Annotated in this window: 25 protein-coding genes; 5 read left to right on the top strand and 20 right to left on the bottom strand. The window is 67.6% G+C overall.

Features of this window, described 5'->3' with window-relative positions:
* Positions 1-2: 2 nt before the first annotated feature.
* From alr to glmS, 3 genes are all read right to left on the bottom strand, one after another.
* Positions 3-1160, bottom strand: coding sequence for an alanine racemase (gene alr / locus RCH12_RS09885; protein WP_327016751.1), 1158 nt, complete (start codon positions 1158-1160; stop codon positions 3-5).
* Positions 1157-1513 carry a holo-ACP synthase gene (locus RCH12_RS09880; protein ID WP_088457148.1) on the bottom strand — a complete coding sequence of 119 codons (357 nt, stop codon included), beginning with the start codon at positions 1511-1513 and terminating at the stop codon, positions 1157-1159. Before RCH12_RS09880 ends, alr begins: the two co-directional genes overlap by 4 nt.
* A gap of 121 nt (positions 1514-1634) precedes the next feature.
* Positions 1635-3485 (bottom strand): glutamine--fructose-6-phosphate transaminase (isomerizing), encoded by a 1851-nt coding sequence (gene glmS / locus RCH12_RS09875; protein WP_327016750.1) that lies wholly within the window; start codon positions 3483-3485, stop codon positions 1635-1637.
* Positions 3486-3519: 34 nt separating this feature from the next.
* Between glmS and coaA the strand changes: the two genes are divergently transcribed.
* From coaA to RCH12_RS09860, 3 genes are all read left to right on the top strand, one after another.
* On the top strand, positions 3520-4476 hold the full coding sequence (gene coaA, locus RCH12_RS09870) for a type I pantothenate kinase (RefSeq protein ID WP_088457150.1): 957 nt from the start codon (positions 3520-3522) through the stop codon (positions 4474-4476).
* A gap of 128 nt (positions 4477-4604) precedes the next feature.
* Positions 4605-5177: a GNAT family N-acetyltransferase gene (locus RCH12_RS09865; protein ID WP_327016749.1), complete on the top strand. Its 573-nt coding sequence runs from the start codon at positions 4605-4607 to the stop codon at positions 5175-5177.
* A 102-nt stretch (positions 5178-5279) separates the two neighbouring features.
* On the top strand, positions 5280-6176 hold the full coding sequence (locus RCH12_RS09860) for a glucose 1-dehydrogenase (protein ID WP_103429955.1): 897 nt from the start codon (positions 5280-5282) through the stop codon (positions 6174-6176).
* A 107-nt stretch (positions 6177-6283) separates the two neighbouring features.
* On the opposite strand, the gene glmM is transcribed toward RCH12_RS09860, so the two are convergent.
* From glmM to truA, 4 genes are all read right to left on the bottom strand, one after another.
* Positions 6284-7660, bottom strand: coding sequence for a phosphoglucosamine mutase (glmM, locus tag RCH12_RS09855; RefSeq protein WP_327016748.1), 1377 nt, complete (start codon positions 7658-7660; stop codon positions 6284-6286).
* Between the two features lie 24 nt (positions 7661-7684).
* Positions 7685-8170 carry a 30S ribosomal protein S9 gene (rpsI, locus tag RCH12_RS09850; RefSeq protein WP_088457153.1) on the bottom strand — a complete coding sequence of 162 codons (486 nt, stop codon included), beginning with the start codon at positions 8168-8170 and terminating at the stop codon, positions 7685-7687.
* Positions 8171-8219: 49 nt separating this feature from the next.
* Positions 8220-8666: a 50S ribosomal protein L13 gene (gene rplM / locus RCH12_RS09845; protein ID WP_088457154.1), complete on the bottom strand. Its 447-nt coding sequence runs from the start codon at positions 8664-8666 to the stop codon at positions 8220-8222.
* A 189-nt stretch (positions 8667-8855) separates the two neighbouring features.
* Complete coding sequence (gene truA / locus RCH12_RS09840) at positions 8856-9749, bottom strand: tRNA pseudouridine(38-40) synthase TruA (RefSeq protein ID WP_088458111.1); 894 nt, start codon at positions 9747-9749, stop codon at positions 8856-8858.
* Between the two features lie 153 nt (positions 9750-9902).
* Between truA and RCH12_RS09835 the strand changes: the two genes are divergently transcribed.
* Positions 9903-11867: an acyltransferase family protein gene (locus RCH12_RS09835; RefSeq protein WP_327016747.1), complete on the top strand. Its 1965-nt coding sequence runs from the start codon at positions 9903-9905 to the stop codon at positions 11865-11867.
* Positions 11868-12271: 404 nt separating this feature from the next.
* On the opposite strand, the gene rplQ is transcribed toward RCH12_RS09835, so the two are convergent.
* The 12 genes from rplQ to RCH12_RS09775 form a co-directional block, all read right to left on the bottom strand.
* Positions 12272-12781, bottom strand: coding sequence for a 50S ribosomal protein L17 (gene rplQ, locus RCH12_RS09830; protein ID WP_103429958.1), 510 nt, complete (start codon positions 12779-12781; stop codon positions 12272-12274).
* A gap of 51 nt (positions 12782-12832) precedes the next feature.
* Positions 12833-13822: a DNA-directed RNA polymerase subunit alpha gene (locus tag RCH12_RS09825; RefSeq protein ID WP_066597571.1), complete on the bottom strand. Its 990-nt coding sequence runs from the start codon at positions 13820-13822 to the stop codon at positions 12833-12835.
* A gap of 167 nt (positions 13823-13989) precedes the next feature.
* The gene (rpsK, locus tag RCH12_RS09820; RefSeq protein WP_055821293.1) at positions 13990-14388 is read right to left on the bottom strand and encodes a 30S ribosomal protein S11; all 399 of its coding nucleotides are present in this window, start codon (positions 14386-14388) and stop codon (positions 13990-13992) included.
* 42 nt (positions 14389-14430) lie between these two features.
* The gene (gene rpsM, locus RCH12_RS09815; RefSeq protein WP_066597575.1) at positions 14431-14805 is read right to left on the bottom strand and encodes a 30S ribosomal protein S13; all 375 of its coding nucleotides are present in this window, start codon (positions 14803-14805) and stop codon (positions 14431-14433) included.
* 160 nt (positions 14806-14965) lie between these two features.
* Positions 14966-15079, bottom strand: coding sequence for a 50S ribosomal protein L36 (gene rpmJ / locus RCH12_RS09810; RefSeq protein WP_035834639.1), 114 nt, complete (start codon positions 15077-15079; stop codon positions 14966-14968).
* 67 nt (positions 15080-15146) lie between these two features.
* The gene (infA, locus tag RCH12_RS09805; RefSeq protein WP_022883252.1) at positions 15147-15368 is read right to left on the bottom strand and encodes a translation initiation factor IF-1; all 222 of its coding nucleotides are present in this window, start codon (positions 15366-15368) and stop codon (positions 15147-15149) included.
* 128 nt (positions 15369-15496) lie between these two features.
* Complete coding sequence (locus tag RCH12_RS09800) at positions 15497-16645, bottom strand: mannitol-1-phosphate 5-dehydrogenase (protein WP_103429959.1); 1149 nt, start codon at positions 16643-16645, stop codon at positions 15497-15499.
* Complete coding sequence (locus RCH12_RS09795; protein WP_088457158.1) at positions 16642-17082, bottom strand: PTS sugar transporter subunit IIA; 441 nt, start codon at positions 17080-17082, stop codon at positions 16642-16644. The genes RCH12_RS09800 and RCH12_RS09795 overlap by 4 nt, the downstream gene beginning before the upstream one ends.
* Entirely contained in the window at positions 17082-18539 is a 1458-nt protein-coding gene (locus RCH12_RS09790) for a PTS mannitol transporter subunit IICB (protein WP_103429960.1), read from the bottom strand. The genes RCH12_RS09795 and RCH12_RS09790 overlap by 1 nt, the downstream gene beginning before the upstream one ends.
* A complete protein-coding gene (ptsP, locus tag RCH12_RS09785) occupies positions 18536-20260 on the bottom strand; it encodes a phosphoenolpyruvate--protein phosphotransferase (RefSeq protein WP_327016746.1) in 1725 nt (574 codons plus the stop codon). Before ptsP ends, RCH12_RS09790 begins: the two co-directional genes overlap by 4 nt.
* 13 nt (positions 20261-20273) lie before the next feature.
* A complete protein-coding gene (locus RCH12_RS09780; protein WP_103429962.1) occupies positions 20274-20540 on the bottom strand; it encodes an HPr family phosphocarrier protein in 267 nt (88 codons plus the stop codon).
* 130 nt (positions 20541-20670) lie between these two features.
* A complete protein-coding gene (locus RCH12_RS09775; RefSeq protein ID WP_103429963.1) occupies positions 20671-20988 on the bottom strand; it encodes a PTS sugar transporter subunit IIB in 318 nt (105 codons plus the stop codon).
* Positions 20989-21154: 166 nt separating this feature from the next.
* Between RCH12_RS09775 and RCH12_RS09770 the strand changes: the two genes are divergently transcribed.
* The gene (locus tag RCH12_RS09770; protein ID WP_327016745.1) at positions 21155-23086 is read left to right on the top strand and encodes a BglG family transcription antiterminator; all 1932 of its coding nucleotides are present in this window, start codon (positions 21155-21157) and stop codon (positions 23084-23086) included.
* A gap of 116 nt (positions 23087-23202) precedes the next feature.
* On the opposite strand, the gene map is transcribed toward RCH12_RS09770, so the two are convergent.
* Positions 23203-24039, bottom strand: a complete 837-nt coding sequence (map, locus tag RCH12_RS09765) for a type I methionyl aminopeptidase (RefSeq protein WP_243399026.1) — start codon at positions 24037-24039, stop codon at positions 23203-23205.
* Positions 24040-24083 lie beyond the last annotated feature (44 nt).

The raw sequence follows: 24083 nt of genomic DNA, 5'->3' as shown, positions 1-24083 counted from the left end.
GGCTACGACCTCGTGGTTTCGGTGCTGTCGGCGTCGGTCAGGGACCCGGATCCCACATACCGACGCGGCACCCGTGCGCCCACCCGGGTGACGATGTCGTAGTTGATCGTTCCCGCGGCGGCGCCCCACTCGGCGGCGGTGGGCACCCCGGCCGCGGCGTCGCCGAACAGCACCACCACGTCGCCGACGGCGACAGGGTCGGCGCCCACGTCTACCAGGAACTGGTCCATCGCGACACGGCCCACCACGGGATACTGGGTTCCGTTGATGGCCACCCTGGCGGCGTTCATGGCCTGACGGGGTACCCCGTCGGCGTAACCCAGCGGCACCAGGGCGAGGGTGGTGTCGGCGGCGGCGCGCCACAGGTAGTCGTAGGAGACGCCCGCGCCGGCGGCGACCCGGCGCACGGCGGCGACCCTGCCACGCAGGGTCATGGCCGCGGTCAGGCCGAGGTCGACGGCATCCGCGTCGGCGAAGGGCGACTGCCCGTAGATACCGATGCCCAACCGCACCATCGAATAGCGGGCGGCGGGCAGGCGCAGGGCGGCGGCCGTTGAGGCCAGGTGGGCGAGGTCGATGGTGAGCCCGGCCGCGGTGGCGGCCTCAAGCCCGCGGCCGAAGCTGGCGATGGCGGCGAGGTCGTCATCGGGTGAGGTATTGGCGAGGTGGCTGAACAGGCCGCGCACCCGCAGCCGGTCGACGCGCTCGAACGCGGCAGCGAGGCCCAGCACCTCGGCCCAGTCCGATTCGTCGACACCGTTGCGGTTGAGGCCGGTCTCGAGTTTGATCTGCACGGATGCGGGCCGGCCCAGTGCGTCGGCGGCCGCCGCGACCTGGCGCACCTGCAGCGCCGACGACAGCCCGAGGTCGATGTCCGCGGCGATGGCGGCGGTGAAGTCGGCATCCGGGCCGTGCAGCCAGGCCAGCACCGGGGCGTCGATGCCGGCGGCGCGGAGGGCGAGGGCCTCGTCGATGTCGGCGACACCCAGCCAGTCGGCGCCGCCGGCGAGGGCGGCGCGGGCCACCGGCACGGCGCCGTGACCGTAGCCGTTGGCCTTGACCACGGCCATGGTGTGCCGGGTGCCGATCAGGCTGCGCAGGTGTTCCACGTTGGTCTGCACGGCGCCGAGGTCGATGACGGCCTCACGGAAGTCGGTCATGAATTCCCCTCCAGGACCACGAATGCGCAGGCCACCCCGGCGTCGTGGGTCAGGCTCAGGTGCGCGCTCGTGATGCCGCGGGCGGTGAAGGCGGCCTGCACCGCTCCGGTCAGCGCGAAGGACGGGTTGCCGTGCGGGTCGGAGACCACTTCCATCTCCTGCCAGCTGGCGCCCACACTGTCGCCGAGGGCCTTGATCAGGGCTTCCTTGGCGGCGAACCGGGCGGCCAGCGAGTGTGTCGGCAGGGTGCGCTCGGCCGGCGCGAACAGCCTCGGCACCAGCCCGGGCGTGCGGGCCACCTGCCGGTCGAAGCGTGCCAGGTCGACGATGTCGACGCCGATGCCCTTGATCATGCTCTGCTCAATCCTCGTGTGCTGTTCTCAACGAAATGCCCAGGACCCGGTGCCATCGCGAGGCGATGACGCGGCGAGCCCTGGGCATCCGTGGCCTAGTCGGCCGGCTTACTCGACCGGCCTATTCAACCGTGACCGACTTCGCCAGGTTGCGCGGCTGGTCGACGTCGAGGCCCTTGGCGGTGGCCAGCTCGATGGCGAACATCTGCAGCGGCACCACGGCGAGCAGCGGCTCGAACAGCGGGCCGGCGAGCGGGATGTGGAACACGGTGTCGGCGAACGGCAGCACCGCGGCGTCACCCTGCTCGGCGATCGCGATGATCCGGGCGCCGCGAGCGCGGATCTCCTGGATGTTGGAGACCACCTTGGGGTGCAGGTGCGCGGACCCGCGGGGGCTCGGCACCACGACGAAGACCGGCTGGCCGGGCTCGATCAGCGCGATCGGGCCGTGCTTGAGCTCACCGGCGGCGAAGCCCTCGGCGTGGATGTAGGCGAGCTCCTTGAGCTTGAGCGCACCCTCGAGCGCGATCGGGAAGCCCACGTGGCGGCCGAGGAAGAGCACGGCGCGCGAGTCGGTCATCCACACGGCGAGCTGACGCACGGCGTCTTCCTGCAGCAGGGTGGTGGCGATCTTGTCCGGGATGGCCTGCAGCTCGACGACCTGCGCGGCCAGCTCCTCCAGGGACATGGTGTTGCGCACCCGGGCCAGGTGCAGCGCGAAGAGGTACAGCGCGGCGATCTGGCCGGTGAACCCCTTCGTCGACGCGACGGCGACCTCGGGTCCGGCGTGGGTGTAGATCACGGCGTCGGATTCGCGGGGAATCGTGGCGCCCTGCGTGTTGCAGATCGAGATGGCCTTGGCGCCGGCCTCGCGGGCGTACTTCACGGCCATCAGGGTGTCCATGGTCTCGCCGGACTGGCTGATCGAGATCACCAGGGTGTCCGGGGTGAGCACCGGGTCGCGGTAGCGGAACTCGTGGCTGAGTTCGACATCCACCGGCACCTGCGCCCACTTCTCGATGGCGTACTTGGCGGTCTGGCCGGCGTACGCGGCGGTGCCGCAGGCCACGATCACGATGCGGCGGATGCCGGCGAGCACGTCGTCGCCGAAGGCCTCGAGCTCGGGCACCACGGCCTGGCCGTCGTGGATGCGGCCGCGCAGGGTGTTGGTGACGGCATCCGGCTGCTCGGAGATCTCCTTGGCCATGAAGCTGGACCAGCCGCCCTTCTCACTGGCGGAGGCGTCCCAGGCGATGTCGAATTCTTCGACCTCGACGGGGGCGCCGAAGAAGTCGGTGACGGTGACGAGGTCGGGGGTGATGGTCACGATCTGGTCCTGGCCGATCGCGACGGCACGACGGGTGTACTCCACGAACGCGGCGACGTCGGAGCCGAGGAAGTTCTCGCCGTCGCCCAGGCCGATCACCAGCGGCGAGTTGCGGCGGGCGCCGACGACCACGCCGGGCTGGTCCTGGTGCACGGCCAGCAGCGTGAATGCGCCGTCCAGGCGCGCGACGACGGTGCGGAACGCTTCGCCCAGGTCACCCAGGCGGCGGTATTCGCGGCCGAGCAGCACGGCGGCCACCTCGGTGTCGGTTTCGCTCTCGAAGACGTAACCCTCGGCGAGGAGTTCGTCCTTGAGTGGCGAGAAGTTCTCGATGATGCCGTTGTGGATGAGGGCGAGCTTGCCGTCGTCACCCAGGTGCGGGTGCGCGTTCTGGTCGGTCGGACCGCCGTGGGTGGCCCACCGGGTGTGGCCGATGCCGGTGCGCCCGTTGTTGATCGGGTGCGCCTCGAGCTCGGCGGCGAGCACGGCGAGCTTGCCGGCGCGCTTCGCGGTGTTGAGCACACCCGCGTCGTCGATCACCGCTATCCCCGCGGAGTCATACCCCCGGTATTCGAGTCGACGGAGACCTCCCATGAGGACCTCGACGCTTTTGTTGTCTCCGACATATCCTACGATTCCGCACATGGCCCTGATTTTAGTCGCACTATGCTTGGTCTCGATGTCCGAGCCGGTGGTGAGCCCCAGTAATAACGGTCACAGCACCCCCTTTGTGGAGCTCGACCGTGCTGTGTGGGCATCCCTCGCACCCTCGACGCGGTTGCCGTTACGGGAAACCGAGGTCGTGCAGCTGCGCGGCCTGGGCGAACCGCTCGACATCAACGAGGTGTCGGATGTCTACCTGCCGTTGAGCCGGCTGCTCAACCTCTACGCCGCGGGAGCCCGCAAGCTGCACCGCGACACCAGCGACTTCCTCGGGGAACGCGCCCAGCGCACCCCGTTCGTGATCGGCGTGGCCGGGTCCGTCGCCGTGGGCAAGTCCACCATCGCCCGGCTGCTGCGGGAGCTCCTGGCCCGCTGGGAAGACACCCCCCGGGTGGAACTGGTCACCACTGACGGGTTCCTCTTCCCCAACGCCGAACTGGCCCGTCGCGGCCTGATGGAACGCAAGGGCTTCCCGGAATCGTACGACCGGCGCACGCTGCTGCGTTTCGTCAGCGCCATCAAGAGCGGCGCCGCCGAGGTGCGCGCCCCGTTCTACTCGCACCTGAACTACGACATCGTGCCCGACGCGCAGGTCGTCGTGCGTCAGCCCGACATCCTCATCGTCGAGGGCCTGAACGTGCTGCAGCCGCCCGCCCCCGGGCACGGGCTCGCGGTGAGCGACCTGTTCGACTTCACCATCTACGTGGATGCCCGCACCTCCGACATCTCCCGATGGTACGAGGAGCGGTTCCTGCGGCTCCAGCGCGGCGCGTTCACGAACCCCAAGTCGTTCTTCCACAGGTTCGCCTCCCTCAGCGAGGACGAGGCCCGGGCCCGCGCCCGCACCATCTGGGGCAGCATCAACGAGCCCAACCTGCTGCAGAACATCCGCCCCACCCGCTCCCGCGCCACCCTGGTGCTGCGCAAGGACTCCGACCACACCGTCGACAAGGTGCTGCTCCGCAAGGTCTGAGTGTCGGCCGACACCCGCGCAACTGTTCCCGTTGCGGACAAATGGTCCCGGCACACCGGGTGCACACGTCCGCAGCGGTGACAGTTGCCTCTGTGCGGGCGCCTCTCGGGCGCGGTTACGGTGGAGGGATGGACTTCGACGTGCGCACCGACCGCCTCCTGCTGCGGCGATGGCGGGATGACGACCTGGAACCGTTCGCTCAGCTCACTGCGGATGCCGAGGTGATGAGATTCTTTCCCGCACCCCTGGACCGGGAGCAGAGCGATGATCTTGCTACCCGCGCCGACGCCCTCTTCGACGTGCACGGCTACGGGCTGTGGGCGCTGGAGCGCCTGGACACCGGCGCGTTCATCGGCTTCACCGGTCTGGCGCCGATGCCAGAGGGCATCCCGGGTTCGGGCGGGGTCGAGGTGGGCTGGAGGCTGACGCCATCGGCCTGGGGGCAGGGCCTGGCGACCGAGGCCGCCACGGCTGCCCTGCACTTCGCGTTCACCGAGCTGATGCTGCCCGAGGTGAACTCGATCACCGCCGTCGTGAACATCCGGTCCCGCAGGGTGATGGAACGACTCGGCATGCAGCTCACTGGAGAGTTCAACCACCCGCGACTCTCCCCCGGCTCGGCGCTGCGGCGTCATGTCCGGTACGTTCTAGCCGCTGCCGGCTCCCCGGATAGCGCTCCGGAACCTGCAAGGACTTTGTAAGGATTTACGCAGAGAGCGTCCAGACGGCGACTTCTAGGCTGGTTCGGTTGTGTTCGCGCACCCCGAGCGGTCACACGTCGACGAACGACGAAAGGGAACGCCTTGTCCTCCGACCAGTACACCTTCGAAGACCCTGCCAAGAAGTACTCAGATATCGACACCACTGCCCAGTCCCAGGATGGCCCGGGGCTCGACGCGAAGCTGAACAACACCGCCGACCGTGGCGAGACGTCGTACCGAGGTTCGGAGCGCCTGACCGGCCGCAAGGCCCTCGTCACCGGCGGCGATTCCGGCATCGGCGCCGCGGTCGCGATCGCGTTCGCCCGGGAGGGAGCTGACGTCGCCATCTCCTACCTCCCCGAGGAAGAAGAGGACGCGCAGAAGATCGTCGCCCTGATCGAGGAGGCCGGACGCACCGCCGTTGCGCTGCCCGGCGATCTCACGGACTCCGCGTTCTGCAGGCAGGTGATCTCCGCCGCGGTGGACGGACTCGGTGGTCTCGACATCCTGGTGAACAACGCCGGCAAGCAGCAGCATGTGGAGGACCTCCTCGAGCTCACCGACGAGCAGTTCGACGAGACGTTCAAGACCAACGTCTACGCGATGTTCTGGCTCACCAAGGCCGCGCTGCCGCACCTGAAGCCGGGCTCGAGCATCATCAACACCACGTCGATCCAGGCCTATTCGCCGTCAGAGAACCTGGTGGACTACGCCTCGACCAAGGCCACCATCAACGCGTTCACGAAGGCGCTGGGTCAGCAGCTGGCGCCCAAAGGCATCCGTGTCAACGCCGTCGCGCCCGGCCCGATCTGGACGCCGCTGCAGACCGCCGGTGGCCAGCCCACCGAGGAACTGCCCGAATTCGGCGAGCAGACGCCGCTCGGTCGTGCGGGGCAGCCGGCCGAGCTGGCCCCGGCCTACGTGTTCCTGGCGTCCGGTGAGTCCAGCTACGTCATCGGCGAGACGCTCAACGTGAACGGCGGCATGCCCACGCCGTAGGCACCTCCTCCGAGAGCGGCCAGACGTCCAGCAACTGTTGCCGAAACGGACAATTGCGCCCGGTGCACCGGGCGCAATTGTCCGCACGGGCAACAGTTGCGGGCAGGCTAGCTGGGCTGCAGCGCCAGGCGGGACTGCACGACGTCGGCCAGGGCGTGCGCCAGACGGTCGGCGGTGGGCTGGTCGGCGGCTTCCACCATCACCCGCACCATCGGCTCGGTGCCGGAGGGGCGCAGGAGCACCCGGCCGGTGTCGCCGAGTTCGGTTTCTGCGTCGCGCACGGCCTGCGCGATGACCTCGTCGCCGTCGAGGGCGTGGTGGTCGACGCCGCGAACGTTCACGAGGATCTGCGGGAACACCTTCATCACGCTGGCCAGCTCGGCGAGGGTTTTTCCGGTGCGGGCCATTTCGGCCACGATGTGCAGACCGGTGAGGATGCCGTCGCCGGTGGTGGCGAACTTCGTCATGATGACGTGACCGCTCTGCTCGCCTCCGAGCGACAGCCCGTGCGCGTCAAGCTCCTCGAGCACGTACCGGTCGCCCACCTTGGACTCGATCATATTGATGCCGTTGGCAGCCATGGCCTTCTTCAGCCCCAGGTTGCTCATGACCGTCGCCACGAGGGTGCGGTCCTTGAGCACGCCGCGTTCGGCCATCGACACGGCCAGGATCGCCATGATCTGGTCGCCGTCGACGATGTTGCCGTCGCGGTCGACGGCCAGGCAGCGGTCGGCGTCACCGTCGTGGGCGATGCCCACGTCGGCGCCGTGCTCGAGCACCGCTCTGGCGAGGTTGTCCAGGTGGGTGGAGCCCACGCCGTCGTTGATGTTGAGGCCGTCGGGGTCGGCGCCGATCACGGTGACCCGGGCGCCGGCATCCGTGAAGACCTGCGGGGACACGCCGGCGGCCGCGCCGTGGGCACAGTCGAGCACCACGTGAATGCCGTCGAGCCGGTGCGGCAGGGTGCCGAGCAGGTGCACGACGTAGCGGTCCTCGGCGTCGGCGAAGCGACGGATGCGTCCGACGTCGCCCGCAATCGGGGTGAGGAGCTGATCGCCCGCGTCGAGCACCGCTTCGATGCGGTCTTCGACGTCATCGGGAAGCTTGGTGCCGCCGAAGTTGAAGAATTTGATGCCGTTGTCGGGCGCCGGGTTGTGCGAGGCGGAGATCATCACGCCGAAGTCGGCGCCGATGTCGGCGATGAGGAAGGCGGCGGCGGGCGTCGGGATGACGCCGGCATCCAACACGTCTACGCCGGAGCTGGCCAAGCCTGCTGCAACGGCGGAGGTGATGAATTCACCGGAAATGCGGGGGTCGCGGGCGACCACGGCGACGGGACGACGGCCTTGGGCACGTCGTTCCTCTGCGCGGCGGCCGCTGGTGAGCACAACGGCGCTCGCCTGGGCGAGGCCCAGGGCCAGGCCAGCCGTGAGATCACGGTTAGCCAGGCCCCGGACGCCGTCCGTGCCGAAAAGTCGAGCCATATGAGTGTGTACTCGACTAACGGGTTAGCGCTTCGAGAACTGCGGCGCCTTACGGGCCTTCTTGAGTCCGGCCTTCTTGCGCTCCTTGACGCGAGCGTCACGGTTGAGGAAGCCGGCCTTCTTGAGGATGGCGCGGTTGTTCTCTTCGTCGATCTGGTTCAGCGAGCGGGCGATGCCGAGGCGCAGCGCGCCGGCCTGGCCGGACGGGCCACCACCGGTGATGCGGGCGATGACGTCGTAGCTGCCGATGAGGTCGAGGACCTTGAACGGGTCGTTGATCAGCTGCTGGTGCAGCTTGTTCGGGAAGTAGTCGTCGAGCTCGCGCCCGTTGACGACAATCTTGCCGGCGCCGGGGACGATGCGCACGCGGGCGATGGCCTGCTTGCGACGGCCCACGGCTGCGCCGGGAACGTTGAGAACGGCGCGGGGCGCCTTGGTTGCAACTTCAGCGGGAGTCTCGGTGGAGTAGCTCTCGGGAGTTGCGTCAATCTGGTCTGCGATCTTCGCCACGATGGTGTGAATCCTTTTTTCTTAGATATCGAGAAGTCTGGGGCCGACGCTACTGAGCGACCTGGCTGAGGGTGTACGGCTTGGGCTGCTGCGCAGCGTGCGGGTGCTCGGGGCCTGCGTAGACCTTGAGCTTCAGCAGCTGTGCACGGCCGAGCGAGTTCTTCGGCAGCATGCCGCGAATCGCCTTTTCTACCGCACGGGTGGGGTGCTTCTCGAGCATCTCCGAGTAGTTCGTGGCCGTGAGGCCGCCCGGGTAACCGGAGTGGCGGTACGCCATCTTGAGGTCGAGCTTCTTGCCGGTCAGGGCAATCTTCTCGGCGTTGATGATGATGACGAAGTCGCCACCATCCATGTGGGGGGAGAAGGTCGCCTTGTGCTTGCCGCGAAGAAGAATCGCGGCGTGGCTGGCGAGCCGACCCAGAACGATGTCGGTGGCATCAATAACGACCCAGTCGTGCTGGAGTTCGCTTGCCTTGGGAGTGTAAGTGCGCGTCACTGTTGTGCTGCTTTCTTGTTTTCGAACGGAGGTGTTCGTGAATCCCGCTCCGGGTGTGTTCTCGAAGAGAACACGATCGATGGAGGGCTCACGTTCGTGTGCCTGGCTGCAACGCCTAAGACACCAAGGAACAACACTAGTTCACGACACGCCCCGGCACAACTCGGGCCGGTAAACCGGGCGTGCTAGCTACTCGTCTTCGGGCAGCTCGCGACGGGCGCGGGTCTGCGCCGCACGGATGGCCATCCCCGCGTCCTCGGGGTAGCCCACCTCCATCAGGGTCAGGCCGTGCGCCTGCATCACCTTGAACTCGCTGGTGCGGGCCCGCTCGATGCGCAGGTCCACGAGTCGGGTTCCCACCAGCTTGCCCTCCCCCACCGACACGCAAGCGCCCACCAGGGCGCGCACCATCGAATGGCAGAACGCATCCGCCTGCAGCGTCGCCACGAGGACCCCGTCGGGGTCCCGCCGCCACTCGAAGGACTGCAGGGTACGGATGGTGGTGGCTCCGGGCCGCGGTTTGCAATAGGTCGCGAAGTCGTGCAGCCCGATCAGGGTGGCCGCGGCCTCCTGCATCGAGGCGAGGTCGAGCGCGAAGCCGTGCCAGGTGGTGCGCAGCCGCTGCAACGGGTCGCGCAGAGCGCCGGTGTCGGAGATGCGGTACTCGTAGCGGCGCCACAGTGCGGAGAAGCGGGCGTCGAAACCGGCCGGGGCCAGGCTGGCGCGGTGGATCACGATTTCGGGCTGGGTGACCAGGATGCCGCCGAGGCGACGCTGCACCATCGTGGCCAGCTCGTTGGGGTATGTGGGTGCGGCCTTGCCCCGCTTGACCCGCACGAGGGCGTTGACCTGGTCGGGGTTGAGATCGAAGTGGGCCACCTGGCCCAGCGCGTGCACACCGGAGTCCGTGCGCCCGGCGACCACGAGGGTGGGGGTGGGCTGGTGGCGCTTGAGGATGGCGCCGAGGCCCTCCTCGATCTGGCCCTGCACGGTGCGGTACCCGGGCTGGCTGGCCCAGCCGAAGAAGTCCGTTCCGTCGTATCCCACGTCGAGGCGGATGCGTTTGGAGCCGGCCGGCGGCATCGAATCGGACGGTGCCGCCAGGGCGCCATCCGGGTTGAGCTCGGCCGGCACCAGCGGAAGGGCGCCGTCGACGGGCTCGGGAAAACTCACAGAGGTCAGTGTAGAGGCCGGGCCGGGTTATCGTTGGACGGGCCCGTCTCAGGCCGCACAGTTATGACCAGTCTCCCTCGCACCGCGCCCCGCTCCCCGGCCACAGCTGTCGCCGTTCGCCACCCGGACGTTCCGGCCGGCCGCCGGCTCAGCGGCCTCGACGGCCTCCGGGGCATCGCCGTCATCCTGGTCGTTGTCTACCACCTGTTCCCGCCGGTGCTGCAGGGCGGTTTCATCGGCGTCGACATCTTCTTCGTGATCAGCGGTTTCCTGATCACCGGCCTGATCGTGGCCGAACACGACCGCACCGGCCGGTTCTCGCCGCGGCGGTTCTGGCTGCGTCGGGCCCGGCGCCTGGTGCCGGCGCTGGTGCCGGTGGTGCTGGTGGCCTGCACGGCCGCCTGGCTGCTCGGCGGCGATGTGCTCGTGGGCCTGGGCTGGAAGCTGCTCGGCGCCGCGACGTTCAGCTACAACTGGGTGTCGATGGCCGCGAACACCAGCTACTTCGGCTCCGGCCAGCCCGAGCTGCTCCGCAACCTCTGGTCGCTGGCCGTGGAGGAACAGTTCTACCTGCTCTGGCCGCTGCTGCTGCTGCTGAGGGTCCGCCGGCCGGGCCCGCGCCTGGGCCTCGTCGCGGCGCTCACCCTCGCGTCGGCGGCCTGGATGGGCGTCGGCTTCTCTCCGGGCAGCGACCCCACTCGGGTGTACTACGGCTCGGACACCCACAGTTTCGGCCTGCTGATCGGCGCCGGACTGGCCCTGCTGCTGCGTCCGCTGGGGCCCGCGGCTTCGGGCGGCACGGCGGCGGCCCCGGCCGCGCGCCGGACCCTCACCATGATCCGGCCCTGGTGGGGCGCGACAGCGGTGGCCGGCCTGATCGCCGCCGCGATCTGGCTGCCGGCAGACGCCGCCGCCACCTACCGCGGCGGCCTCCTGTTGGTGAGCGCGCTCACCGCCGTGGCGATCTGGGCGGGCGTGGCCGGCGACCGGTTCGGGCGGATGCTCGACACCGCTCCGCTGCGCTACCTCGGTGAACGTTCGTACGGCCTGTACCTCTGGCACTGGCCGCTGCTGGTGCTGGTGCAGCTCGTGGCGCCGTTCGGCCGCGGCCCGGCGAGTGTCGCGGCGACCGGATTGCTCACCCTGGTGCTGGCCGTGGCGGCCGCTGCGACCTCGTACCGGTGGCTCGAGATGCCGATCCGCCGGCAGGGCCTCCGTGGCGCGGTCGGGCAGCTGCGCGCCAGGGTCACGCGGGCGTCTGCGCCGGGCACCAGCCGCCGCTACCGCTCCCGTGCGGCACTCGTTCTCGCCGCGGCCGTCGTGCTGATGTTGCTGGTGGGCACCGGCGCATCCGTGGTCACGGCGCCCACCGTCACCACGGCCCAGGCGGAGGTGCTCCGCGGCCAGCAGGCGCTGGCCCAGGCCGCGCAGGCCGCGCAGGCGCAGGCCGCCAAGGATGCCGCCGCCCAGGCCGCAGGTGTGGTCACGGAATCCACCAGGGGGTCCAACATCACCGCCGTCGGGGACTCTGTGATGCTCGCCTCCGCGGCCGAGTTGCAGGCCGAGTTCCCCGGCATCACGATCGACGCCGCCGTGTCCCGCGGCATGGACGCCGCCCCGGAGATCTTGGCCGCGCAACGTGCCGCGGGCACCCTGCGCCCCGTGGTGCTGCTGGGCCTGGGCACGAACGGTCCGGTCGACCAGGCCGACCTCGCCGCCGTCATGCGGGTGATCGGGCCCTCCCGCGAACTGATCGTGGTGAACGCGTTCGCGGACCGGGACTGGACCGCGGGGGTCAACACGGAGCTGGCGGAGTTCTCGGCGCGCCGCAGCCAAGTGGTCCTCGCCGACTGGAGCGCCGCGATCGCCCCGCACGTCGACGTGCTCGCTGATGACGGCATCCACCCCGGCCCCACCGGCGGGGCCATCTACGCCGACTCGGTGGCGGTCGCCCTCGACCGGCTGCCCGGTGCCGCGCCGAGCCGCGCGCCCGGCGCCGACACCCTGCAGGCCTTCCGCGTGCGCTGACCCGCCCACCGCAGCCCCTGGGCCGTGCGGCGGATGCGCCGACCGGGCATCCGAGGCATGTGGGCGAGACACCTCGAGGCATGCGGGCGGGGTCTCGAAGCATGCGGGCGGGACCTCTCGAGGTATGCGGGTCAGGCGCCGCCATGCGGGTGGCGCGCCAGGCGCATAGCGGCGCCTGACCCGCGAACCGCCGGCGGAGCCACCCACACCGCCATCGACCTCTGCGTGACCCGCCGGCACGCCCACACTGCACCTCGTGTGGCCGAGCACGCCCGCTCTAGCGGGCGCATCCAGCCGCAGGGGGCGCGTCGAGCCGAAGCGGGGGCAACCAGCACCATCCTCGGGCACACAAAAAGGGCCCGACCGAAGTCGGGCCCTTTCAGGTACAGCGGGTGAAGCTGGTGTTACTTGGCTTCCTCAGCGGATGCGTCAACAGCGTCGGCCTCAACGGTCTCGGCTTCGACGGTCTCGGTCTCAGCCTCAACCGGGGTCTCCTCGGCGACGGGCGCGGACGCCTTCGCTGCGGAGGCCTTGTTCGACTTCACCTTGGGCGAAACGGGCTCGAGAACGAGCTCCATCTGCACCATGGAGGCGTTGTCGCCCTTGCGGAAGCCGAGCTTCGTGATGCGGGTGTAGCCGCCATCGCGCAGCGCAACCTGGGGCGCGATCTCGGTGAAGAGCTCGTGCACGACGGTCTTGTCGCCGATCGTCGCGAGAACGCGACGACGAGCGTGCAGGTCGCCACGCTTGGCGAAGGTCACCAGGCGCTCGGCAACCGGACGCAGGCGCTTGGCGCGCGTCTCGGTCGTCTTGATGGACTTGTGGGTGAACAGGGCGGCAGCCAGGTTCGCGAGCATGAGGCGCTCGTGCGCCGGTCCGCCACCGAGACGGGCTCCCTTAGTGGGCTTAGGCATTATCGGTAATCTCCAGTATCAAAGTCGAAAGGCGTCGAGGAACGACGAGCCTTAGATGGTTTCTTCGTCGTAACCGCTGTAGAAGTGCGCACCGTCAAAGCCGGGCACAGAATCCTTCAGCGACAGGCCGAGCTCTACGAGCTTGTCCTTGACCTCATCCACCGACTTCTGACCGAAGTTGCGGATGTTCATCAGCTGGGTCTCCGAGAGGGCGACCAGTTCGCTGACGTTGTTGATGCCTTCGCGCTTGAGGCAGTTGTACGAGCGCACGGACAGATCGAGGTCTTCGATCGGCACGGACAGCTCGGTGGAGAGGACGGCGTCGACCGGCGCGGGGCCGATCTCAATGCCCTCAGCAGCGGTGTTCAGCTCGCGGGCCAGACCGAACAGCTCGGTCAGCGTGCGACCGGCGGATGCGATGGCGTCGCGGGGCGAGATAGCCGACTTGGTCTCCACGTCAACGACGAGGCGGTCGAAGTCAGTGCGCTCACCGGCACGAGTTGCCTCGACACGGTAGGTCACCTTGAGAACCGGCGAGTAGATCGAGTCGACCGGAATCTGGCCGGCCTCGGAGTACTCGTTGCGGTTCTGGGTAGCCGACACGTAACCACGGCCACGCTCGATGGTCAGTTCGAGTTCGAACTTGGCCTTGTCGTTCAGGGTCGCGATGACGAGCTCGGGGTTGTGAACCTCGACGCCGGCCGGAGCCGAGATGTCGGCGGCCGTGACCTGGCCGGAGCCCTGCTTGCGCAGGTACGCGGTGATCGGCTCGTCGTGCTCGCTGGAGATGACCAGGCCCTTGATGTTCAGGATGATCTCGGTGACATCTTCCTTGACCCCGGGAACGGTGCTGAATTCGTGAAGCACTCCATCGATACGGATGCTGGTGACAGCAGCGCCGGGAATCGAGGAAAGCAGGGTGCGGCGCATCGAGTTACCGAGGGTGTAGCCGAAGCCGGGCTCGAGGGGTTCGATGACGAACCGGGACCGGAACTCCGAGATGTTCTCTTCGGTGAGCGTGGGGCGCTGTGCAATAAGCACTATTGATTCCTTTCGGCGAAGTGTCCGCTATATGACACTTAGTGGCGAGTTGTGAAATTGTGAGTCTCGACGGGCCCGCGAGAAGCGGCCCTGTCGCGGTGAACGGCGAGTGAGCCTGCCCGGATCTTTCGACCCAGACAAGCCCAATCGCCAGTCACTGAAAGGAATTAAACGCGGCGGCGCTTCGGGGGACGGCAACCGTTGTGGGCCTGGGGCGTCACGTCGTTGATCGAGCCAACTTCGAGGCCAGCGGCCTGCAGCGAACGGATAGCCGTTTCGCGGCCTGAACCCGGTCCCTTGACGAAGACGTCAACCTTCTTCATGCCGTGCTCCTGGGCCTGGCGAGCTGCAGACTCTGCAGCCAGCTGAGCGGCGAACGGGGTCGACTTGCGCGAACCCTTGAAGCCAACTCCACCTGAGGACGCCCAGCTGATGACCGCACCGGTGGTGTCGGTGATCGAGACGATGGTGTTGTTGAAGGTGCTCTTGATGTGGGCCTGGCCCACAGCAATGTTCTTCTTTTCTTTCTTACGCGGCTTCCGTACGGCCGACTTTGGTGCTGCCATGATTTCTCCTGAATCCTAGAGGCGTGACGGGCTAGGCGAGGCCTAGCGCGCCTTCTTCTTGCCGGCTACGGTGCGCTTCGGGCCCTTGCGGGTACGAGCGTTGGTCTTGGTGCGCTGGCCGCGAACGGGCAGGCCCTTGCGGTGACGAATACCTTCGTAGCTACCGATTTCGACCTTGCGGCGGATGTCAGCGGCGATCTCACGGCGAAGGTCACCCTCGATCTTGAAGGTTCCTTCGATGTAGTCGCGGAGCTGGACGAGCTGCTCGTCAGTCAGGTCCTTGACGCGAATGTTTCCATCGATCTCGACGTCGGCGAGGGTCTTGAGTGCCCTCGTACGGCCAACACCGAAAATGTAAGTAAGTGCAACTTCCACGCGCTTATCGCGCGGAATGTCTACGCCGGCTAGACGTGCCATTGTGGCTTCTCCTGTGGGATGAGTGGAGGTCTGTAGCAGCACCTGTGCATCGGCCTCCAACCGATGGTGTCCCCCCGAAGGGTTCCCGGCACTGCTATGTATTTAGTTGTGTCGTGCGTGGATCTCGAGAACGACCATCGCTGGTCGAGCTTGTCGAGACCTAGCCCTGACGCTGCTTGTGACGCGGGTTCTCGCAGATGACCATCACGTTGCCGTTACGGCGGATGACCTTGCACTTGTCACAGATCTTCTTGACGCTGGGCTTGACCTTCATGGGTGTGTCCTTGTAATCGCTGTCTTCGTACCCACGGAATGCCGCAGGCCGTTACTTACAGCAACGCTTACTTGTAGCGGTATACGATCCGACCGCGGGTCAGGTCGTAAGGGCTCAGTTCCACGATCACACGGTCCTCAGGAAGGATGCGGATGTAGTGCTGACGCATCTTGCCCGAAATGTGGGCAAGAACTTTGTGGCCGTTGGTCAACTCAACGCGAAACATCGCGTTGGGAAGAGCTTCGACTACTGCGCCCTCGATCTCGATGACACCGTCTTTTTTGGCCATAACTCACTATCGCTAAAGTATTGGTTGCTGGTCTTGCGGGATTGTGGCCTCCAGACACGCCAGTAAAGGCAGTGCTAGACACCAAGGATTTATCCTATGCTATGCGATTGCCCTTTGGCAATTCATCCCTATAATCTGGTCGCCGCTGCCACGACCGCGAGCACATCGGCGTAGAGCGGATGCGTGGCCTCCAGCCCGCACACGTTCGCCACGATGGTCTCGGCGGAGTCGGTGGCGAGCATCCGCTGCAGCTCGACGCTCTGCTCGTCGTCGGCCACGTCGAAGCGGAGGGCCGCGGCAATCGCCTCGAGCAGCGCCACCGGGCGGGTTCCCCGTTCGGCGATCTCGGCGGCCGGGCCGATGAATCGTTCGTGCCGGCTGAGCTTGCGCAGCGGCTGACGGCCGACCCGTTCGACGGTGTCCGGCAGCGACGGGTTCGCGAAGCGGCCGAGGATCTTCTGTCGGTAGGCACGCTGGGTGGCCTCGTCGAGGCCGTGCTTGGCCACCAGCAGGGCGCTGGTCTCCTCGAGCACCCGGCGGGCACCATCCGCAACGGACGGCACCAGGAGGGCTTCGGAGAGCTTGGAGACGCCGGCCGCTTTACCGAGGTAGGCGACGGTGGCGTGGCCGGTGTTCACGGTGAAGAGCTTGCGTTCGATGTAGGGCGCGAGGTCCTCAACGAACGTGGCGCCGGGGATCACCGGCGGGGTGCCGCCGAAAGCGGGGCTCTCGATGACCCACTCGTAGAAGGCCTCGACGGTGACGTCGATGCCGGCGTCCGCGGCCTGACCGGGAACGATGCGGTCCACGGCGGTGTTGGCGAAGGCCACCCGGCCTTCCAGGGCCGCGCGGTCACCCTCTGGCACGTTCGCCCAGACCTGCTCGGCGAGCACATCGGTGGCGTTGATCGCGTTCTCGCAGGCCATCACGGCCAGCGGGGGCAACCCGGCCTCGCGGCGGGCCAGGCCCGCCGCGATGACCGGGGCCACGAAGCGCAGCACGGTGGGACCCACAGCGGTGGTGACAGCATCCGCCGTGGCGATCTCGTTGATGAGATCGGCCTCGTGGGTGGCGCTGTTGAGGGCACGGAAGTTGTCGACCACCTTGTCGGTGGGGGTCTCCCCCGCCTCATGCACGGTGTAGGACGGCGCCTGCTGCAGCGCCTCGATGAGGGGAGCATTCACATCGGCGAAGACAACCTCATAACCGGCCTCATGGAGCAGGAGACCTACGAAGCCGCGGCCGATGTTGCCCGCGCCGAAGTGAATGGCTTTCATTCTGCGTTTACCTCCTCGAGCAGGGCGAAGATCTCGTCCTGCGAACCAGCGTCGATCAATTTCTGTACTTCGTCCTCGTCGGAGAAGACGACGGCGATCTTGGAGAGGATCTCCAGGTGTTCGTTGTTCAGGCCGGCGATGCCGACCGCGAACTTGACGGGCTGGCCGTCCCAATCGATCGGCTCCGCGTACCGCACCAGCGAGAGAGCCGATCGTACGATCGACTCCTTGGCGTCGTTGGTGCCGTGCGGGATCGCCAGGAAGTTACCCATGTAGGTCGAGACGGAGTTTTCGCGCTCGAACATCGAGTCGACGTACTCCTGCTTCACCGCTCCGGCGGCGACCAACAGGGCACCGGCCTCACGGATGGCCTCGTCCCGCGTGGTGGCCGCACCCGCGGCCACCACGTTCTGCGGTTCCAGAATGCTCTGGGTCATTACTTGGTCACTCCTTCGTTGGTGCCCTGGAGGGACTGGACTACCTCGTCGTACTTCGGGCTGTTCATGAAGTTGTCCACCGAGACGTGAACTGACTTGGGGCTCTTGCCGCGGGCCCGGTCCGTCAGGTCCTGGTGGGTGATCACGAGGTCGGCGGTGCCGTCGAGGTTCGCGATGGCCTGGTTGGTCACCGTGACCCCTTCGATGCCGGCCTTCTTGATCTTGTTGCGCAGTACCGAGGCGCCCATGGCGCTGGAGCCCATGCCGGCGTCGCAGGCGAAGACGATGTTCTTCACTGCGGTACCCGTCGTGGCCGAGGCGCCGAGGTTGCCCAGAACAGAGCTGGACTTACCCTTGTTGGCTTCGGTCTTGGCGATCGCGGCGGCCAGTTCGTTGTCGTTCTCAGCGGCGAGGTCCTTCTTGCGGCTGGCGCGGAGGATGACACCACCGATCGCGAACGAGACACCGGCAGAGGCGAGGACCGAGAGGAGGACGCCGATGAAGTCGGTGGCCGGGGTCTGGGCCAGCACGGCGATGATGCTGCCGGGCGAGGCGGGGGCGCGGAGGCCCGTCTGGAAGGCGACGTTCACGGCGACACCGGTCATGCCGCCACCGATGGCGGCGAGCACCATCATCGGCTTCATCAGTACGTACGGGAAGTAGATCTCGTGGATGCCACCGAGGAACTGGATGATGATCGCGCCGGGTGCACTCGCGCGGGCCAGGCCGACGCCGAAGAACGAGAACGCGAGCAGGATGCCGAGGCCGGGGCCGGGGTTCGCCTCAAGCAGGAACAGGATGGACTTGCCGGACTCCTGGACCTGCTGCACACCGATGGGGGTGAGTACACCGTGGTTGATGGCGTTGTTGAGGAAGAGGATCTTGCCCGGTTCGATGAAGATCGACGCGATCGGCAGCAGGCCGTTGACGATGAGCCAGTCCACGATCATCTCGAGGAAGGCGCTCAGGCCGGTGACCAGCGGGGCGATTCCGAAGAACGCACCCAGCGCCAGGGCGAAGCCGAGGATACCGGCGGAGAAGTTGTCCACCAGCATCTCGAAGCCGGGGCGGATCTTGCCGGCCCAGATCTTGTCGACCTTCATCAGGATCCATGCGGACAGCGGGCCGACGATCATGGCGCCGATGAACATCGGGATCGAGCTGCCCACGATGACACCCATGGTGGCGATCGAGGCGATCACTCCACCGCGGGTACCGTAGACCATCCGGCCACCGGTGTTGGCGATCAGCAACGGCAGTAGGTACAAGATCATCGGGTCGACGAGCGTGACCAGGGTCTCGTTCGGGGTCCAGCCGGTGGGGATGAAGAAGGCGGTGATGATGCCCCACGCGATGAACGCCGCGATGTTGGGCATGATCATGCCGCTCAGGAAGGTGCCGAAGGCCTGTACGTGGACCCTCGCGCCCTTCTTCTCGGTGACAGACGTCGTTGTCATTTCTGTATACCTCTCTCGGGGTTGGCAAGCACGGTAGGGCCCGTGCCGGTGGGGGCGGTGCTGGTGTAGCTGTGTGCGATTGCGGTTGCCGCGGCGCGAGCGGATGCTGCGCCGTCGGCGGACAGAGCGGCGTCGGCGAGGTGCCGGGCCTGCTCGAGTGTGAAGTCGGCCAGGGAGGCCCGAACGTCGGCGAGGGCTGACGCCGACATCGACAGGGTGGTGGCGCCGAGGCCCACGAGCACCACGGCCAGCAGCGGGTCGGCCGCGGCCTCGCCGCACACACCGACGGGCTTGCCGAGGCTCGCGCCGGCGGCGCCGACCTCGCCGACCAGGCGCAGCACCGCGGGGTGCCACGGGTCCTGGAACGCGGCGACGCTGCCGAGCATCCGGTCGGCCGCAAGCGTGTACTGGGTCAGGTCGTTGGTGCCGATCGACGCGAAGTCGGCGTGCGCCAGGATGTGGGTGGCGAGCAGCGCCGCGCTCGGCACCTCGACCATGACCCCGGCAGTCTTCAGACCCAGCTCATGGGCGAGGGCGGTGAAGTACACCGTCTCCTCCACGGTGGACACCATCGGCGCCATCACCCAGAGGTCCGCGTCGGTGGCCGCGTCGGCCTCGGCGAGGGCGGTGAGCTGCTCCCGCAGGATGTCCTCGTTGGCGCGCAGGGCGCGCAGGCCGCGCAGGCCCAGGGCGGGGTTCTCCTCGGCGGCGTCGTTGAGGAACGCCAGGGGCTTGTCGGCGCCGGCGTCGAGCGCCCGCACCACGACCTTCTGGCCGGGGAAGGCGCGCAGCATCCGCTCGTACTGCTCACGCTGCTGCGTCACGGTGGGCGCGGAGGTGGAGTCGAGGAAGAGGAACTCGGTGCGGAACAGGCCCACACCCTCGGCGCCGAGGGCGACAGCCTTGGCGGCGCCATCCGCCGAACCGAGGTTGGCCAGCAGCGGCACCGGCGTGCCGTCCTTGAGCCGGCCGGGGCCGATCGGGGCCAGCGCGCGGGCCTCGCGGGCGGCGATGCGGGCTCGGGCCTCGGTGAGCTGCTTCGCGGTGGGGGCCACGAGCACGATGCCGTTGGCGGAATCGATGATGACCTCGTCGCCGTCGGCGAGCTGCGCGGCGGCGTGGGTGCCCACGATCGCGGTGATCGACTTCTCCCGGGCCAGGATGGCGGTGTGCGAGGTGGGTCCGCCGTCGATGGTGATCAGGCCGAGCACCTTGTCGAGGTTGAGCAGGGCAGTGTCGGCGGGGGCGAGGTCGTGGGCGACGAGCACAAAAGGCTCTGCGGGGTCCGGCACACCAGGCGCGGGCAGGCCGCCGAGGTCCGCGATGACCCGCTGGGCCACGTCGTCGAGGTCGGCGGCGCGCTCACCGAGGTAGCCGCCGAGGGCCAGCATCTGGTCGCGGAAGACGGCGAAGGCCTCGAACACGGCGCGTTCTGCGGTCTGGTGCTTGTGCAGCCGGGCGGTGACCTCCTCGAGGAGGGTGGGGTCCTCGGCCATCATGGCCTGGGCCTCGAGCACCTCCTGGGCGGTGCCGCCGGCGCGTTCGCCCCGGGCTTCGAGGTCTTCGGCGACGGTGTGCATCGACGCGGTCGCCCGGGCCAATTCGGCATCCGGGTCGAGGGTGCTACGGGTGGTGACCGGCTCCGGCAACGGTGAGGGCATGCGCAGGACCCGGCCGATGGCAACGCCCTGGCCGATCCCGATGCCCTGCAGCTCAATCATGTGCGCGTCCCGCCTAGGCGTCGTGGTCGGTGAGGAGGAGCTCGACGAGGCCGTCGAGCACGGTGTCGGCGTTGTCGCCGTCGGTGGTGAGGGTGACGCTGTCACCGTGGTTGATGCCCAGCGAGATGACGCCGAGGATGCTGGCGGCATTGACCGGCTTGCCGTCGCCCTTCTGCAGGGTGACCGGGGCTCCCGCGGCGGCGGCGGCCTTCGTGAAGAGTTTCGCGGGGCGCGCGTGCAGCCCGTGCGTCGATCCGATCTGTACGGTGCGTTCGACCATGTGTCGCGCCTGCCTTTCCAACGTGCGGGAGTGTCACCGGGGCCTCAGTCGAGGTCCCGGCTTCGTGCGGGCAGCCGGCGGCGGCCGGCACAACAAATAACGGATGGAACGGTGCGGGTGACCTACGAAGTCAGACCCAGGACCGCTCGTGTTCGGCATCCACGGCCAGATCCAGTGCCACGACGCCGTCACGCGCCGAGAACACCGATTCGGGCAGAAGTGCCACGCCCACGCCGCGCTCTTTCGCCTGGGCGCTGATGCGCTCGAAGCGGGGGGCGAGGTGGGGACCGACCAGGAGTACGTCAATGGTGTCGAGCGAGGACGGTAGATCCCCTTCGCTACCGGCGACGACCGCGAGGGTGAGCCCGCGTTCCTTGCCGGTGACCCGCAGCCTGTGCGCCACGAATGCGCTGGACGCTCCGGCACCACACACGATGAGAATCTTCATTGATTCTTTCCTTTCATCGATCTTTTGAATTCAACACTTACTGTCCTCTCTTCGGACTTGCGGCGCCACCAGACCCTTTTCCGCAGGGTGCGGAAACACGTCGGGGTCCTACCGTGCCGGGCTCGCACTCTGCTTGACTACTCTTGAGACGATGGAGTTGCGCACGATGAGTGATAAACAGACGCGGATGCTGGACTTCCTGTCCCAGACATCCAGCTGGATCACGGCAGGCGAACTTGCTGACCGCCTGGGGGTTACCCCGCGCAGTGTGCGCAGCTATGTCACGGCGGTGAAGGCGGCCGCGCATCCGCTCACCGTCATCGAATCCGGCACCGCCGGCTACAGGCTCAACCGCGACGAGTTCGCCAGCTTCACCGCCCAGCACCGGTCCAAGCCGCGCGAAACGGATGCGGACACCCCGCAGCAACGGCTGTCCAGCCTGGTGCGTCGGCTCACCGAATCGCCCGACGGGCTGGACGTCTACGAACTGGCCGCCGAGAACTTCGTCAGCGACTCCACGGTGGAGGCCGACCTGGCCCGGGTGCGGCTGATGCTGCCCGACAGCGGCCTGACCCTGGTGCGGCACGGCAGCGTGGTCACCCTCACCGGCTCGGAGACCGACCGGCGGCGGCTGCTCAGCCGGATGTTCCGCGAGGAGAGCGCCCGCGGCATGATCGACCTGGAGACCATCCAGCGCGAGTTCACCTCCGGGCAGGCCGGCGCCGACAGCCTGGGCGCGTTCAAGACCGACCTCATCGAGCTGCTCGACGGCCAGGGCTATTTCGTCAACGAGTACGGCATCAACAACGTGTTGCTGCACGTGGCCATCGCGATCGACAGGGTCACCAAGCACCTCTCCCCCGCCCCGGCCGTCGCCGAACCCCCGTCGGAGCTCGCCACCTCTCTGTCCGGCCTGATCACGAAGCACTTCGACGTGCGCCTGGGCAGCGGTGACCTCGCCTACCTGGCGTTCCTGCTGACCACCCGGGTGATCACCCCCGGCCATGACCAGCCGGCCGAGACCCTCATCGAAAGCTACGTGCGGCCGGAGGAGCTCGCGATGATGCGCGCCATCGTGGACCGGGCCAGCCGGGAGTACCTCGTCGACCTCGACGACGACGACTTCATCGTGCGGCTGACCCTGCACGTGCGCAACCTGATCAACCGGGCACACGACAAGTCGTACTCCCGCAACCCGCTCACCCGGTCGATCAAGACCTCGTACCCGCTGATCTACGAGCTGGCCGTGTACATCGCCAGCCAACTGCAGCGCGCCGAGCAGATCGTGATCAACGACGACGAGATCGCCTACATCGCCATGCACGTGGGCGCCCACCTCGAGCAGCAGGTGCGCCGGGTGGAGCTGGTGACCTGCGCGATAGTGTGCCCCAACTACTACGACATGCACGTGCTGCTGCGCGAACGCATCGAACGGGTGCTCGGCGACGACCTCGAGGTCGTCGCGGTGATCACCCGTTCCGATGTGGACTGGGACGCTCTGGACGCCGATCTGGTGCTCACCACCATCGACCCGCAGTTGCACACCGACGGGGTCATCGTGATCCAGCCGTTCCTCACCCAGAACGACATCGACCGCATCCGCCAGCAGGCCAGCCGGGTGCGACGGATGCGCCGGCGCGCACGCCTGAAGGACGACCTGCTGCAGTTCTTCGACGAGTCGTTGTTCTCCCGCAACTTCTACGCCCCCGACGAGACCGCGATGATCACCGCGCTGGGCGAGCGCATGATGGCGCGGGGCATCATCGATCAGAGCTACGTGGATGGCGCCATCGAGCGAGAGCTGATGTCATCCACCGCGTTCACCGACAACCTTGCCGTGCCGCACGCCATGGCGATGAGCGCCCAGCAGACCTCGATCGCCATCGTGATCAACGACGCCCCGATGGACTGGGGCGACAACCGGGTGAATGTGGTCGCACTGATCGCCTTCAGCGCCGCCGGCCGCAGCACCTTCCAGGCGGTCTTCGACCAGTTCGTGGAGGTCTTCTCCGACCGCCTCGAGGTGCAGCGCCTGATCAAGCGCTCCGTCGACTTCGCGTCCTTCATCGACGAGCTGGTCCACGTCATGGACGCCTAGCCCCGCTCGCTCCCCCGCTCCACGGCCAACTGTTACCGAAACGGACAAATGCACCCGGCACACCGGGCGCAATTGTCCGCACCGGTAACAGTTGCGGCCGGACGGGCGCCAGGCGGCTACGCCAGGGGCGTGGGGGTGATGCCGAACTGGGCCAGGCCAGCGGCGCCGCCGTCTTCGGCGGTGAGCACCCAGATGCCGTCCTTGTGCACGGCGACGCTGTGCTCCCAGTGCGCGGCGGCCTTGCCATCGCTGGTGGCGACGGTCCAGTCGTCATCACGGGTGTAGGTCTCGATGTCGCCGAGCACCACCATCGGCTCGATCGCCACGACCAGGCCGGGCTTCACGTCCGGGCCCTTCTGGCGCACCCGGTAGTTGAACACCGGCGGTGCCTCGTGCATCGACTTGCCGATGCCGTGGCCCACGTAGTCGGTGAGGATCCCGTAGTTGCCCTGCGATTCGATGTAGTCCTCGATGGCCTCGCCGACCTCGTTGAGGTGCCGCGCCTCGGCCAGGCGGGCGATGCCGTGCCAGAGCGACTGCTCGGTCACCCGCGAAAGTTCCTCGCGCTCGGCGACGAGCTCGGGCCGCGACGGGTCCGGCAGCACGAAGGTGAATGCCGCGTCGCCGTTCCAGCCGTCGATGATCGCGCCACTGTCGATCGAGACGATATCGCCGGCACCGAGCACTCGACCGTTGGGGATGCCGTGCACCACGTCGTCGTTCACGGAGGCGCACACCGTGTGGAAGTAGCCCTGCTCGAGCTTGAAGTTGGGCTGGCCGCCCAGCGCCACGATGGCCGCCTCAGCGGCGGCATCCAGCTCGAGGGTAGTGACACCCACCTGCATGGCTTCCCGCGCCGCCACGAGCGACGCAGCGGTCGCCAGGCCGGGGGCCAGCATCAGGCGCATCTGCGCCGGGGACTTGTAGATGGAGCGGCGAAGGGCCACGGTCATACCTGCAAACTAAGTCGTCGTGCGGAGCCGGTGCCGGAAAGCGC

It is taken from the genome of Cryobacterium sp. MP_3.1 (genome assembly GCF_035984795.1).
GTDB lineage: Bacteria > Actinomycetota > Actinomycetes > Actinomycetales > Microbacteriaceae > Cryobacterium > Cryobacterium zongtaii.
This window is presented reverse-complemented; position numbering and strand designations above follow the sequence as displayed.

Bases quoted from the DNA above. Each gene is read 5' to 3' on its own strand.
- alr (WP_327016751.1), bottom strand. From the start codon at position 1,160: ATGACCGACTTCCGTGAGGCCGTCATCGACCTCGGCGCCGTGCAGACC.
- RCH12_RS09880 (WP_088457148.1), bottom strand. From the start codon at position 1,513: ATGATCAAGGGCATCGGCGTCGACATCGTCGACCTGGCACGCTTCGAC.
- glmS (WP_327016750.1), bottom strand. From the start codon at position 3,485: ATGTGCGGAATCGTAGGATATGTCGGAGACAACAAAAGCGTCGAGGTC.
- coaA (WP_088457150.1), top strand. From the start codon at position 3,520: ATGTCCGAGCCGGTGGTGAGCCCCAGTAATAACGGTCACAGCACCCCC.
- RCH12_RS09865 (WP_327016749.1), top strand. From the start codon at position 4,605: ATGGACTTCGACGTGCGCACCGACCGCCTCCTGCTGCGGCGATGGCGG.
- glmM (WP_327016748.1), bottom strand. From the start codon at position 7,660: ATGGCTCGACTTTTCGGCACGGACGGCGTCCGGGGCCTGGCTAACCGT.
- truA (WP_088458111.1), bottom strand. From the start codon at position 9,749: ATGCCGCCGGCCGGCTCCAAACGCATCCGCCTCGACGTGGGATACGAC.
- RCH12_RS09835 (WP_327016747.1), top strand. From the start codon at position 9,903: ATGACCAGTCTCCCTCGCACCGCGCCCCGCTCCCCGGCCACAGCTGTC.
- rplQ (WP_103429958.1), bottom strand. From the start codon at position 12,781: ATGCCTAAGCCCACTAAGGGAGCCCGTCTCGGTGGCGGACCGGCGCAC.
- rpsK (WP_055821293.1), bottom strand. From the start codon at position 14,388: ATGGCAGCACCAAAGTCGGCCGTACGGAAGCCGCGTAAGAAAGAAAAG.
- rpsM (WP_066597575.1), bottom strand. From the start codon at position 14,805: ATGGCACGTCTAGCCGGCGTAGACATTCCGCGCGATAAGCGCGTGGAA.
- rpmJ (WP_035834639.1), bottom strand. From the start codon at position 15,079: ATGAAGGTCAAGCCCAGCGTCAAGAAGATCTGTGACAAGTGCAAGGTC.
- infA (WP_022883252.1), bottom strand. From the start codon at position 15,368: ATGGCCAAAAAAGACGGTGTCATCGAGATCGAGGGCGCAGTAGTCGAA.
- RCH12_RS09800 (WP_103429959.1), bottom strand. From the start codon at position 16,645: ATGAAAGCCATTCACTTCGGCGCGGGCAACATCGGCCGCGGCTTCGTA.
- RCH12_RS09795 (WP_088457158.1), bottom strand. From the start codon at position 17,082: ATGACCCAGAGCATTCTGGAACCGCAGAACGTGGTGGCCGCGGGTGCG.
- RCH12_RS09790 (WP_103429960.1), bottom strand. From the start codon at position 18,539: ATGACAACGACGTCTGTCACCGAGAAGAAGGGCGCGAGGGTCCACGTA.
- ptsP (WP_327016746.1), bottom strand. From the start codon at position 20,260: ATGATTGAGCTGCAGGGCATCGGGATCGGCCAGGGCGTTGCCATCGGC.
- RCH12_RS09780 (WP_103429962.1), bottom strand. From the start codon at position 20,540: ATGGTCGAACGCACCGTACAGATCGGATCGACGCACGGGCTGCACGCG.
- RCH12_RS09775 (WP_103429963.1), bottom strand. From the start codon at position 20,988: ATGAAGATTCTCATCGTGTGTGGTGCCGGAGCGTCCAGCGCATTCGTG.
- RCH12_RS09770 (WP_327016745.1), top strand. From the start codon at position 21,155: ATGAGTGATAAACAGACGCGGATGCTGGACTTCCTGTCCCAGACATCC.
- map (WP_243399026.1), bottom strand. From the start codon at position 24,039: ATGACCGTGGCCCTTCGCCGCTCCATCTACAAGTCCCCGGCGCAGATG.